At 30.8% G+C, this 13,226-nt stretch carries 14 protein-coding genes; 12 read left to right on the top strand and 2 right to left on the bottom strand.

What is annotated here, in order from left to right:
* Positions 1 to 47 precede the first annotated feature (47 nt).
* From tsf to ACQH24_RS05035, 10 genes are all read left to right on the top strand, one after another.
* Positions 48 to 938: a translation elongation factor Ts gene (gene tsf / locus ACQH24_RS05080; RefSeq protein ID WP_425379545.1), complete on the top strand. Its 891-nt coding sequence runs from the start codon at positions 48 to 50 to the stop codon at positions 936 to 938.
* Positions 939 to 968: 30 nt separating this feature from the next.
* The gene (locus ACQH24_RS05075; protein WP_425379544.1) at positions 969 to 1,580 is read left to right on the top strand and encodes a hypothetical protein; all 612 of its coding nucleotides are present in this window, start codon (positions 969 to 971) and stop codon (positions 1,578 to 1,580) included.
* Between the two features lie 252 nt (positions 1,581 to 1,832).
* Positions 1,833 to 2,660: a spiralin lipoprotein gene (locus tag ACQH24_RS05070; protein ID WP_425379543.1), complete on the top strand. Its 828-nt coding sequence runs from the start codon at positions 1,833 to 1,835 to the stop codon at positions 2,658 to 2,660.
* A gap of 143 nt (positions 2,661 to 2,803) precedes the next feature.
* Positions 2,804 to 3,787, top strand: coding sequence for a 6-phosphofructokinase (pfkA, locus tag ACQH24_RS05065; RefSeq protein ID WP_425379542.1), 984 nt, complete (start codon positions 2,804 to 2,806; stop codon positions 3,785 to 3,787).
* 53 nt (positions 3,788 to 3,840) lie between these two features.
* Positions 3,841 to 5,277 (top strand): pyruvate kinase, encoded by a 1,437-nt coding sequence (gene pyk, locus ACQH24_RS05060; protein ID WP_425379541.1) that lies wholly within the window; start codon positions 3,841 to 3,843, stop codon positions 5,275 to 5,277.
* 255 nt (positions 5,278 to 5,532) lie between these two features.
* Complete coding sequence (thrS, locus tag ACQH24_RS05055) at positions 5,533 to 7,452, top strand: threonine--tRNA ligase (RefSeq protein ID WP_425379540.1); 1,920 nt, start codon at positions 5,533 to 5,535, stop codon at positions 7,450 to 7,452.
* A gap of 164 nt (positions 7,453 to 7,616) precedes the next feature.
* On the top strand, positions 7,617 to 7,931 hold the full coding sequence (locus ACQH24_RS05050) for a PTS sugar transporter subunit IIB (protein WP_425379539.1): 315 nt from the start codon (positions 7,617 to 7,619) through the stop codon (positions 7,929 to 7,931).
* A 21-nt stretch (positions 7,932 to 7,952) separates the two neighbouring features.
* Entirely contained in the window at positions 7,953 to 8,912 is a 960-nt protein-coding gene (locus ACQH24_RS05045) for a PTS transporter subunit EIIC (RefSeq protein WP_425379538.1), read from the top strand.
* Positions 8,852 to 9,850 carry a PTS transporter subunit EIIC gene (locus ACQH24_RS05040; protein ID WP_425379537.1) on the top strand — a complete coding sequence of 333 codons (999 nt, stop codon included), beginning with the start codon at positions 8,852 to 8,854 and terminating at the stop codon, positions 9,848 to 9,850. The genes ACQH24_RS05045 and ACQH24_RS05040 overlap by 61 nt, the downstream gene beginning before the upstream one ends.
* Positions 9,851 to 9,868: 18 nt before the next feature.
* On the top strand, positions 9,869 to 10,240 hold the full coding sequence (locus ACQH24_RS05035) for a hypothetical protein (protein WP_425379536.1): 372 nt from the start codon (positions 9,869 to 9,871) through the stop codon (positions 10,238 to 10,240).
* On the opposite strand, the gene ACQH24_RS05030 is transcribed toward ACQH24_RS05035, so the two are convergent.
* Positions 10,142 to 10,849 carry an agmatine deiminase family protein gene (locus tag ACQH24_RS05030; RefSeq protein WP_425379535.1) on the bottom strand — a complete coding sequence of 236 codons (708 nt, stop codon included), beginning with the start codon at positions 10,847 to 10,849 and terminating at the stop codon, positions 10,142 to 10,144. The genes ACQH24_RS05035 and ACQH24_RS05030 overlap by 99 nt on opposite strands.
* A gap of 145 nt (positions 10,850 to 10,994) precedes the next feature.
* Complete coding sequence (locus ACQH24_RS05025; protein ID WP_425379534.1) at positions 10,995 to 11,381, bottom strand: hypothetical protein; 387 nt, start codon at positions 11,379 to 11,381, stop codon at positions 10,995 to 10,997.
* 222 nt (positions 11,382 to 11,603) lie between these two features.
* Here ACQH24_RS05025 and ACQH24_RS05020 point away from each other — a divergent pair, with 222 nt between their 5' ends.
* Positions 11,604 to 12,083: an agmatine deiminase family protein gene (locus tag ACQH24_RS05020; protein ID WP_425379533.1), complete on the top strand. Its 480-nt coding sequence runs from the start codon at positions 11,604 to 11,606 to the stop codon at positions 12,081 to 12,083.
* A 173-nt stretch (positions 12,084 to 12,256) separates the two neighbouring features.
* The gene (locus ACQH24_RS05015) at positions 12,257 to 13,216 is read left to right on the top strand and encodes a transposase (RefSeq protein ID WP_425379371.1); all 960 of its coding nucleotides are present in this window, start codon (positions 12,257 to 12,259) and stop codon (positions 13,214 to 13,216) included.
* The last annotated feature ends 10 nt before the right edge of the window (positions 13,217 to 13,226 follow it).

Here is a 13,226-nt window from a genome sequence, read left to right as displayed (position 1 = left end):
ATTGATTAGTTTTAATACAAAACATAAAATTTGAAAGGAGAATCAGAATGACAGTTACTGCACAATTAGTAAAAGAATTACGAGAAAGAACTGGGGCCGGAATGTTAGATTGTAAAAAGGCATTAGAAGCTACTGCTGGGAATGTTGAAGAAGCAATTACATGATTACGTGAAAAAGGAATTACGAAAGCCGCAAAAAAATCAGACCGTGTTGCGGCGGAAGGATTAGTTGGTTTAGTAACAAAAGGAGATAAAACAGTTATTTTTGAAGTTAACTCGGAAACTGATTTTGTTGCGCACAATAAACAATTTTTAAGCCTAATGACAACAATTGGTGAAACATTACTTAAGAATGACCCAAAAACAGTTGAAGAGGCGTTACAATTATCAATTAATGGTGAATCATTAGATAATGTTATTGTGCATGCTATTGCAACAATTGGTGAAAAAATTAGTCTTCGTCGTTTTAGAATATTATCTTTAGCATCAAATCAATTATTAGGTGTTTATTTACATTCTAATCAACGAATTGCAACAGTATTAGTTTTTGCTGGTTCAGTTGATGCAACAATTGGGAAACAATTAGCAATGCATGTTTCAGCAATGCGTCCCCAATTTATTTCACGAAATGATATTTCAGCTGATTTTTTAGCGAGTGAAAAAGCGATTTTAACAGCTGAAGCAAAAAATGATCCAAAAAATGCTGGTAAACCAGATAATATTTTAGAAAAAATGGTCGATGGACGATTAAATAAACAATTAGCGGAAATATCTTTACTTGATCAAACTTTTGTTGTTAATCCAGATCAAAAAGTTGCCGATGTTATTAAAGCTCATAATGTTAGCGTGACGGAGATGATTCGTTATGAAGTTGGTGAAGGAATTGCAAAAGAAGAAGTTGATTTTGCAACTGAAGTAATGGCTCAAATTAGAAAATAGAGCTCTTTGACCAGAAAGGAGAAAGATAAAATGAATGATCAAAATGGAATAATAATTGCAATTTCAATGGCAGCCTTTTTATTTGTTGCTGTTAGTTTGTCAATTAGTGGTTATCTAATTAGTTTTATAAAACGGGAATTTAAAGAACGTTTTATTAATAAGAAAATTTTAATTAGTTTATTTATGGTATTGGCAATTAATTTACCAGTTATTATTGTTGGTTTCTTATTACAGTTTGTAATTAAACCATCAACAAATACAGCCTTAATTGCTATGATTGTAATTGCTTTTAGTTTGACAGTTGGCGTTGGAATTTATATTTTTTTATTTTTACAAATAATTGCGATTGGAATTGATGAAAAAGAAATTGCTTTTTTAGGAGAACGAATTCTAATTCGTAAAATTAATCGTGTTGAGCGTAACGATAAAACTAATCAATTAATTATTCATTATGCAGAAGGAAGCCGTAGCAAGAAAAAGTGTCGTTTTTCAGTGGCAAGTCAAGCTGGACAATTTATGATTAATAATGTTAGTTTATTAAATCAAGAAATTATGATGTTTGTTTCAGATAATGACGGAAAAACACCAGAAGGCAAAGCGGAGATACCACCAGCATTGCCAAAAGATGCAGAAAAAGATTAATTAATTTAATTAAAAAATCTTTTTTTTTTTTTTTTATTTATTGCTTTTTTCCCAAAATATGGTATTATCAACTTTATAAGGGAAAGAATTAAGAAAGATATAAATGAAAATAGTAGGGTAGAAAGCAGTTTTTTGATTAATAAATTACTTAATAATCAAAGAATATTCCTTTCCTCTTATGTATTACAATTAATAATTGTAATTATTACTTTGGCTTTTGTATGCCTACTTAAACAGAAAGGAAATAAAAAAATGAAGAAACTTCTAGCAATTTTAGGAGCATTCGGGTTAACAGCAACCGGAGCAACGACAGTAGTCGCATGTAACAAAGGAAACAAACAAGGAGAAAACTTGGGAGGATTAAAAGCATCAGATTTTGCTAAAGCTTTATTTGGAAGTACTAGTAAAGAAGATCTAAATACGAAAGTAGTTACTATTATCAGTGGTAAAGTAACAGATGCTGGTAAGAACAAGGAAATTAATGATAATTTAGTATTATTTGGAATGACTTTTGTTGTTGCTTATAAAACAGAAGCTACTTTTCCATTAGCAAAAGGAGCTAAAATCACTTTAACAATCACAAAATCAACTGATGCTCAAATTAAAAGCTTTTATAAAGAAAAAAACACAAAAGATATTTCTGATAATGATTTAGCATTAGCTAAAAAAATGCAAGGATATGTTTCAGGAACTGAATTTTCAAGTGAAATTACAATTGAAGATGCAACTCCACCAACAGCACCAGTTAATATTTCAAAAGCAACAATTAAAACGGGGGCGATTACAGATCCATTTGAAATTCAAGTAGGAACTATTACAGAGGTTACAGGAGAGGAATTAAGTGCTCTTAATACTAATGCAACTATTACAGATGCTGTTTTAAAAGCAATTCAAGCAGTAGACAAAGCACCACAAGAAGTTACATTAGGAACAGATTATGAGATCGCTAATAATGGACAACCAGGTGATTACACAACGAAAAAAGCAGTTGTATTTACAGTCACAGCAAAAGGTGAAAAAATTACAGGAACATTTAATTTTACTGTAGAGGTTAAAGGTAAAGCTGCCGCTGGAGAGTAGATATTTCTTTAATTAAATTAAAACCTATAAAAACACTAATTAATTAGTGTTTTTTATGCTTTTCATTCAAAAAAATCTTTACAATCGTAGAATATGCACTAAAATTAATGTAACAAGATGAAAACAAGAAAAGGAGTATTAATATGCTGAAAAAAATTGGAATCTTAACATCTGGTGGTGATTCACAGGGAATGAACGCGGCAATTGCGGGGGTAATTAAAACAGCACATGCAAAAGGATTAGAAACATATATTGTTCGTGATGGTTATTTAGGATTAGTGAATAATTGAATTGAACTTGTTGATAATAATTTTGCCGATAGTATTATGCGATTGGGAGGAACTGTTATTGGTAGTGCTCGTTTACCAGCTTTTAAAGAACCTAAGGTTCGTGAAAAAGCTGTTGCTAATTTGAAACAACAAGGAATTGAAGCATTAGTTGTCATTGGTGGAGATGGTAGTTATCAAGGAGCACAGCGCTTAACGGAAATGGGCATTAATTGCATTGCTTTGCCAGGGACAATTGATAATGATATTACATCATCAGATTATACAATTGGGTTTGATACAGCAATTAATATTGTCGTTGAGGCAATTGATCGCTTACGAGATACAATGCAATCGCATAATCGTTGTTCAATTGTAGAAGTAATGGGCCATGCTTGTGGTGACATTGCTTTGTATGCGGGTATTGCGGGGGGTGCTGATATAATTTCAATTAATGAAGCAGCTTTAACAGCGGATGAAATTGTCAACCGGGTAACAGCTCTACATCAAACCCAAAAAAGGAGTGTTGTTGTTGTTGTTAGTGAGATGATTTATCCAGATGTCAATGCCTTAGCAAAATTAGTGGAAGAGAAAAGTGGTTATATAACGCGAGCAACCGTATTAGGTCATACCCAACGTGGTGGAAACCCAACCGCAATGGAACGCTATCGGGCTTTTCAAATGGCCCAATTTGCTGTTGATCAAATTATTGCCGGACAAGGGGGATTAGCAATTGGCAATAGTGGTGATCAAATTGTGACCCGACCAATTATGGAAGCTTTGAGTATTCCCCGCCCATCACGGAAAAAAATTTGAGCACAATTTGATGAATTAAATCAGAATACCTATCAAAAATCATAATTTTAGGATAAAATAAAGTGGTAGCATATTTTTAGAAGGAGATTGCCAAAAAAATGGATAACTTTAATATTAATGAAAAAATGAAACGAACAAAAATTATTACAACAATTGGGCCAAGCACACATTCAGCTGGCGCAATTGAGGAATTATTTAAAGTGGGAATGAATACAATTCGATTAAACTTTTCCCATGGAGATCATGAAGAACAAGGAGCACGAATTATTTGAGCAAGAGAAGTTAGTGCAAAAATTGGAAAACCGATCTCAGTTTTATTGGATACAAAAGGACCCGAAATTAGGGTTGGAATGATGAAAGATGGAAAACAAGAAATTATTGCTGGGTCAACAGTAACAATTTATTCTTTCACAAAAGAATATCAAACCCGCGAGGGAACTGGAACTGAAATGACAGTTTCTTATGATATGTCACAAGATTTAAAAGTTGATGATGTTGTGTTAGTTGATGATGGAAAATTGCAATTAAAAGTTACAGCAGTTAAACCAGGGATTATTGAAACAAAAGCATTTAATCACCATATTATTAAAACAAACAAAAGAATTAATTTACCCGGCGTTGATTTTACGTTACCCTTCTTAGCTGAAAAAGATATTAATGATATTAAATTTGGAGTAGAACAAGGGATTGATTATATTGCTGCCTCATTTGTTAATACGGCAGCAAATATCGAAGAAATTCGAAAATTATTAAAAAATTGTGGTGCTGAACACATTCAAATTGTGGCCAAGATTGAATCACAAATTGGGATTAATAATATTGATGAAATTATTGCTGCTGCTGATGGAATTATGGTGGCGCGCGGGGACTTAGGATTAGAAATCCCTTATTATGATGTTCCATATTGAGAAAAAATAATTATTCGTAAATGTCGTGAAGCAGGAAAAATCGTAATTGTGGCTACACAAATGTTAGAAACAATGACTGAGAATCCTTCGCCAACAAGAGCAGAAGTAACCGATGTTTATTTTGCAACAGAATTAGGATCAGATGCGACAATGTTGTCAGGAGAATCAGCTAATGGTGATTATCCTTTTATTACCGTTAGTACAATGGGAATGATTAATAAACGTGCTGAACATGAATTTTATTCAAAATTATACTATGATAAACAATTAGAAGATGCAACCCATTCAACAACAGGACCACGGGCTGAAATTGCCAAAAAATTAGCAATTAAAGCCAAAGATGGCAAATATGAATATGCTGTCGTTGTCTCTAATACCGGAGAATTATTGAAAACAATTTCAAAATTCCGTCCTAATGTTGTAATTTTAGGAGTGTCACCAATTCCAGAATTATATACGGCTTTTGGGGCATGGCATTCAATTTTTATGAATAAAGTTGATAATTATGATACCTTTAAAACAAATGATCAAGCAATTTGTGAAGTTGCAAAAAAATGAGGAGCAAAAATTGGGACAACAATCTTATTTGCTCGTAATGAAGAAATTAAAGAAATTACAATTAAATAAATTAAACAAGTTGATCAAGATTTAATCGCCCCTCTTTTTCCAGCAAGTTAAGGATGATGGAAACTTAATAAAAGAACGGTTGAATTACTAGCAACAAAGAATGTTTACGTTTAAGCACTTTTCGTTATTAAGTGTGAAAGATAAATTAAATCATTGATTTAATTTAATTAGGATGGTACCGCGGAAGCTCGCTCCTAGTATTATTAATAAATAATATTAGAAGCGAGTTTTTCTTTTTTGAAAGGAAGATTAAAAATGATTAAAATTACTTTACCAGATGGGCAAGTTCGTGAATTACCCGAACCACAAACAATTAAAGCAATTGCAGCTAGTATTGCCCCAAGTTTAGCAAAAACAGCACTAGGTGGGGTTTTTAATAACAAAGTTTGTAACTTAGATTATTTGATAACAACAGATGGTTTATTAGAAATTATTACAGACAAATCACCATTAGCTTTATCAATTATTAATTATACAGTTGGAGTAATTGCGGCAAAAGCAATTACAAATTTATATCCAAAAGTGCGAATTGCGCAAGTTGCTTACCAAGATGATACTTTTTTTGTTGATATTGATGTTAATCCGCATTTAAAAGAAACGGATATTAGTTCAGTTGAAGCCGAAATGACAAAATTAATTAATAGTAATTTGGCGATAAATTCAGTTATTGGTTCAGATGGAGAAGCAAAAAAGTGATATGACAATAATGAATATCTTCTAGCTAGTTTTGCTTCTGAACCAATTGGGAAACATCATGCTTATTTAATAGCAGACCATTTATATTTACCAAATGTTTATCCAGTTGCGGCAGTTAAAAATATTAAAGTTTTTAAATTATTAACATTAGCGGGGGCATATTGACAAGATGATGCAAAAAATAAAATGCTACAACGAATTACTGGAAGCGCTCATTTTTCACGCGAGTTATTTGCAAAATTAATGTATGCCTATGAAGAACGTAAAGAACGTGATCATCGTAAGATTGGGAAAGATCTGGAAATCTTTACTTTTGATCAATTAGTTGGTCCAGGGTTACCAATTTGGTTACCAAATGGAATGGCCTTGAAAAAAGTGTTACAAGAATATATTCGTGACAAAGAATGAGAATATGATTTTATTGAAGTGGATACACCAGTAATTGGTACAAGTGAAATGTATAAAATTTCTGGGCATTGAGATCATTATCAAGAAAATATGTTTGCTCCAATGTCTCAAGATAATGAAATTAGTGTTTTACGGCCAATGGCTTGTCCGCATCATATTGCTGTTTATAATTATAAACAACGTAGTTATCGTGATTTACCATTACGAATTGCTGAACATGCGATTTTACACCGTTATGAAACATCAGGAAGTTTAACAGGATTGGAACGTGTCCGAATGATGCAATTAACTGATTCGCATATTTTTATACGTGATGATCAGTTAAAAGAAGAATTTAAGCGGTGCTTTAAGTTGATTAGTGAAGTTTTAACAACCCTAAATATTAGTGTTGATTATTACTCGTTATCACTACGTGATCCGGCAAATAAGGAAAAATATTACGATGATGATCAAATGTGAAATCATGCTGAACAAATGCTTCAAGAAGCATTAGATGATTTAAAAATTAAGTATGTTCCAATGATTGGTGAAGCAGCATTTTATGGACCAAAATTAGATGTTCAAATTAAAACGGCTTTAAATCATGAAATTACTGTTTCAACATTACAATTTGATTTCTTATTACCCCAAAAATTTAAATTAAGTTATATTGATGCAAATGGGACAAAAGGAAGACCAGTAATGTTACACCGGGGTTTAATTGGAACTTATGAACGATTTATTGCAATTTTATTGGAGCAAACAAAAGGGGTTTTACCATTCTGATTAGCTCCAAAACAGATTGTTTTAATGCCCGTTAATAACCAATATCATTTAGAATATGCCCAAGAATTACAGCAACAATTTAAGAAGCTAAAATTACGAACAAATATTGATGATCGCGATGAACGGTTAAGTTATAAAATTCGGGAAGCACAAATAGCAAAAACCCCATATCAAATTGTTATTGGTGATCAAGAACGTGATCAAAAATTAATTACATATCGTAATTATGGTCAAGAAGAACAAACAACAATTAGTTTTGATGAATTTATTATTATGATTAATGATCAAATTGTTAATAAAAAATAAAAAATATTTTTTCAGGAAAGATTTTACTTTCCGTTTTTTTATTTAAAAGAAAACTGTGATAAACTAAAAGTAGGAAATCTTGAAATTAAAAACTATTTACAGTTATTAATAGTTATTTAGAACTTATTTTATAATGACAATTATTGCAGAAAGGAAAACAAATAATGGCAACAAAACCAGTTATTATGTTAGCTTGTTCCGCAGGGATGAGTACATCAATTTTGGTACAACGAATGGAAGAAGCCGCAAAAGAATTAAATCGGGATGTAACCGTTTTAGCAATTCCGACTATTGAAGCAATTCATCGTTGACAAGAGGCTAACATTTTATTATTAGGGCCACAAGTACGTTACGAATTAGATCGGTTTAAAAAAACAATTAAGGAAGAAATTCCAGTTTTTGTAATTGACCAGATGGATTATGGTATGGGCAATGGACAAAAAGTACTGGAGTTTGCCTTACAAAAGTTAAATTTATAATTTAGAAAAGGAGGGTATTATATGGAAAACACAATGTCAACTAAACCAAATAAATTTTTAACGTGATTAAATAACAAATTTATTCCGACGGTTGGAAAAATTGGAAATCAAACGCATTTATCCATTATTAGAGATAGTTTTGCCTTAATTACACCGTTATTAATTGCAGGAGCATTGGCGGTGTTTATTAATCAAATTATTTTAGGCTCTAGTGTTATTTCATTATCGTATTGAATTGCCTATTGAAGTAATATGTATAATGGCTTTGAAGGCGATAATATTATTTTTTTACCTAATGCTGTTAAAGCGCTTGAGGCTTTAAAATCAGTTAATGGTGTAATTTGAAATGGGTCATTGATGGTAATGACATTATATATTGTTTTTCTAATTGGTTATTTATTAGGAAAACGTCGTGGCCAAGATCCGGCAATTATGGTGGGAATTGTTTCGTTTGGAACATTTATTGTTGCTGGAGCGGGAATTGCAGGCTGAGAATTTGCGCATAAATTTATGGGAGCGGAAGGTTTATTTTCAGGAATCATTATTGCATTTTTAAGTGCGGAATTATTTATTTTTTTACAACGTAATAATCGTTTAGCAATTAGAATGCCAAAAAATGTTCCCCCGGCAGTAGGCCATGCTTTTGCAAAATTATTCCCAATGATTATCACAACTTTTTTATTTGGAATTGTCTCACAATTATTAATTTGAGCTCCAATCCAATATACGATTATTGATCAATTTAATCAGGAAATTGTTAATCAGGAAAATTTTGGGGGAATTTATCGAAATCTGCAAGGTGAAATGTTTCAATTGTTGAATGGGACACTAGAACCGTTAACATCGGCGCAAAGTACCTTAGTTACGAAAATTGAATATTTAACTATAACTTCCGAGTCGATGTGGGGGGATTTGGTCCATTGGATAAAATTACAGATAACCCAGAATATAGTGCTTTTAATTTGAATTTCAAAGCTCTAAAATTGGTTACTTTAATATACAAATTTTTCACATTTCCCTTTATGAATGCAGCTTCAAATCCGCACGTTGGATTAGGATTTGCGTTATTATATATTTTATTTGTTTCAATCTTTTGATTCTTTGGTTTACATGGAACAAACATTATGAATGGAATTTTTGCTCCAGTTTGACTATATGCAACAGCGCAAAACTCAATTGCTTTTAGAGCTAGTCAAAATTTACCATTTATCTTTTCACAAGGATTCTTTGATGGATTCATCTTTTTAGGGGGATGAGGAATGTCATTAGGATTATTAATTATTACTTTAATTATGGGGCGTGATAAACAAGCTCGAACTATTTCAAAAAGTTCAATTGCTCCCGGAATATTTAACATTAATGAGCCAGTAACATTTGCTTATCCGCTGATTTTAAACCCCGTGATGGCAATTCCAGCGATTATTGGTCCATGTTTATTAGTAGTTTGAACATGGTTTTGAATTTCAACGGGTGTTGTCCCTGGTGCGGCTTTACTAATTCCATGAGTTGCTCCGGTTGGAGTCGGTGCTTTTATTACAACGGGAAGTTGGAAGGGAATTGTGTTAGCCCTCTCAAATTTAATTTTAATGATGGTTCTTTACATTCCATTTATTTTAGTTGCTAATAAAATTGCTAAAAATAATGATACTGCTGCTTCTCTTAACTATTTAGGAAGAATTCAATTCTTACTTACTGGTCGTAATTATGCTGAAACAAAAGCAAAAGAATTACGTCTTCGTCAACGTGCCGAATTAAAAAATAGTCCAAATCGGCAAGATCGTCGGGTTTTAAAAGAACGCTATCGTAGCGAATGAAAAAATTTACATAATGAATTAGTAACAAAATATCGTCAAGTACGAAGTGATAAGAAAAGTGCGAAAAAATTAGCAAAACAAAATCATCACTCGAAGCAGGAATAATTGGAGGTGTTAAAACAAATGGGAATTTGGAAAACTGCTGCTGATGTTAATAATAAAGATCGTAAATATCAAAATAATTTTGATGAGGTTCATCGTTTTTGTGAGGGCCATTATACTTTTGATGTCTTTGAGCCTGTTGAAGCATTATTTCAAAAAATTGTAACATTATCTTTGTTAACTATGCGAGAAAAACTTCGAACAGATACTTTAACACCAAATGTTGTATTACATGATAAAGTTACGGGCCAAAGTTATTTATGTAATGAATATGTTCCAAACAAAGTTTATAGTTTAGAAACAAAACTTAATCAAGATACTTATTGAACAATTTTTAAATTTGAACAAATTAAACATCCCCTGGGGAATTCAAATAATCTTTTCAACATTTAAATATTGTATTAAATATGCTTCAATTTCTGCTTTCGTTAAATTGGGATTACGATTCGGATTTAATAAACATTCTTCCGTGGTGTATAATGTTCCCTCACCATCAGTATGAATGCTACCTCCTTCCAATACTAAGAAGGGGCAACTATAATATTTAACTCCACTAATTTTTGCCATTTTTATTGACACTTGATTATCAATTGTATAATCTCAAACAAACTGTTTTTCTTTTAATATTGGACTGTTTGACATTCCTCAACCATTAAATTGAAAACTAACAGCACGCCGTTCCCCATGCGCATTTACTAAATAAAGCGCTCCCAAATCGCGGGCTCAACTATCATAATAGTTTAGTTCTAATAGATTGACATTCACATTTCCCAACATTTTTTTGGCACGAGAATAATTTTCTTCGTTAACAATCATTTGCACTGGTTCATAGTTACTAATTATTTTTGCAATTAAAGTAAAAATCTTTTGCGCTGGAAAAGCATTCTTTTGTCAATTGTCTTTCATATGTGGTCACATCATTCAAGTTCGAAGATGACTATTTGTTTCAGCGGGTAAATAAAATCCATCTTGTTTAGGTGTTGTTGTTAATAATTTACTCATCTATGACGCCTCCATTCCTAAAAATCATTAATGGTTAATATAACAATTAAGTCTCATAAAAAATATTATTTGTTACCGAAAACAAATAATATTTGTCTTTTTTATCAAATTTATTAAGGAAAAATTATTTTAAAACGTGATGTTCCTAATAAAGTTGATTTAAGATATTAATGTCAAAAGAAACTGGTGAAGATGCTGATACTTGACTAATACTTGCAATACAACGCATAATCATTTTACCTTGTGGTTTTAGCTTGCAAAGAACTTTAATTTTGTTAGTTAAGGTAAAAATTAAATTTTGACAAGCCCTAAAAATATTTTTAGCAACGGCTGGATCAATAATTTTTAACTTAAACGACTCTCATTCCTTGTCTAATTTCACTTGTTGATAATTAACACGTAATTTATCAATTTGAACTTCCGTTTGATATAAAATAATATCTTCATTATTAGGTTGTAAGACATATTCTGAACCTAAATCAGAAAAACATAATTGGATATAATCAATTTCAAAAAGATTAACTTGCATCATTTCACCATTTTTCTTATTACTTTATTGTAACCTTATCATAAAATCACCAGTACTTCAATTAACATCCTTAAATTAAACTTATTTTTGCTGAGATAAATAAAGAGCAATTTCGGAACCTTTTTTACGGATATTTTTTAAGAAAGCTCGTTTTCCTAAAAATCGAACGGCTCCCCCAATTGTCTGTTCTTTTTGAACACGTTGTAAATATGTAATTCGGGTACGATGATGTATAACGATGAAACAAGTGGACAAATTAATAATTTAATGCACATTGTTGAACCAGGACATCTTTTATTAAACTGAACAGAAAATAAGATTGATTCCCAGTATGAACGTAATTTAGAAGCATTATTATTTTTGGAAAGTACTACTGATGCGAAGGGGCGAAAATTAAAAGTTACTAAGTTACATCAACCAACGCCAGTTTTTCTAACAAAACGAGAAGCAAATGATCGTGAGGAAAGTTATCGCTTACCAAATCGAACGGCGGGTTTTCGGGTGCCAGCAAGTTATCTTAATTTTCATCTTGTTAATAAAGCATTAATAGTTCCAATTTTTGGTGATCCAATTTGGGATCAAAATGCTATTACCGTATTACAAAAATGTTTTCCAGAACGAGAAGTCATTCCTGTATATGCTCGTGAAGTTATTTTAGGTGGTGGTGGAATCCATTCTATGACACAAACAGAATTTTTATCTTAATTTACAATAATAAAATTTTAAAAATAATGATTGTTAATGTTTTTTAAATTTAACTTAAAAATCAAAAAATTACTGTTTTTGCTTTACAATCTTTAATTTTGTCGAAAACTCTTGATATTTATAGAATATATCTAATTTTAGGTATATTTTTAATATATAGAGGTAAATAATTGATGGAAAAAATAATTACAGAATTAAAAAACAGTTTTACAGATGATCAATTTTTAGAATTTGCTGAAAAAATAAAAAAAGAAGCAGAAGTAATCAAAAAACAAAAACGTTTAAATGAAATTGATCAAAAATTTAGAGATAAAGGCATTATATGTCCTGATTGTAAATCTTATCATTGTGTTAAAAATGGTCATAATCCCGAAGGAAAACAAAAATATTTATGTAAAAAATGTCGTGCTAGTTTTGATGCTTTTCGTCATCATTTTACTTATTGAAGTCATTTAAATTATGAACAGTGAAATTTATTAATTCAAATTTCATTATTAGGACAATCTAGTAAAATAATTTCCCGTTTTATTAAAACAACACCAAAAACTGCTTGATATAATCGTCAAAAATTAATGCAATCAAAACAATTAGAAAATACTCAATTAAAATTTAAAAAATTAAATGGTCAAATCCAAATTGATGAAACTTTTATTAAAGAAATCCATAAAGGTAATTTTAAAGATAAATTTGATAAACGAAAAACTCATCTTGATCCATTTTCAACTAATACCAAATGCTGTATTCAAATGGTAGTTGATAGCAATAATAATATTTTTGTTCAATCCACCAATACCAAACGATTACAAAAACAATGAATTATTGAAAATATGAATAAGCAATTAATTAAAGAAAAATCAATAATTATTTCTGACATGCAACCATTATATTTATTAGTAGCAAAACAAACAAATTCTACTCTATATTCTACCAAAACTAGTACAAACCCTGATACTAGTTATCGAAAGTTAAATAAGATTAGTAAATTACAATCGAGTCTTAAAGAAGCCTTAATTCATTATCATGGTTTGGGTTTCACTAATATTCAAAATTATTTAAATCTATGAAAATGAAAATACCAACATAAAGGTTTAACACCAAAACAACAATCAACGGTATTATATTTTAACGTTTAAAAAATTTAAA

This window comes from Spiroplasma endosymbiont of Stenodema calcarata (genome assembly GCF_964031205.1).
Classification (GTDB): Bacteria; Bacillota_I; Bacilli_A; order Mycoplasmatales; family Mycoplasmataceae; genus Spiroplasma.
This window is presented reverse-complemented; position numbering and strand designations above follow the sequence as displayed.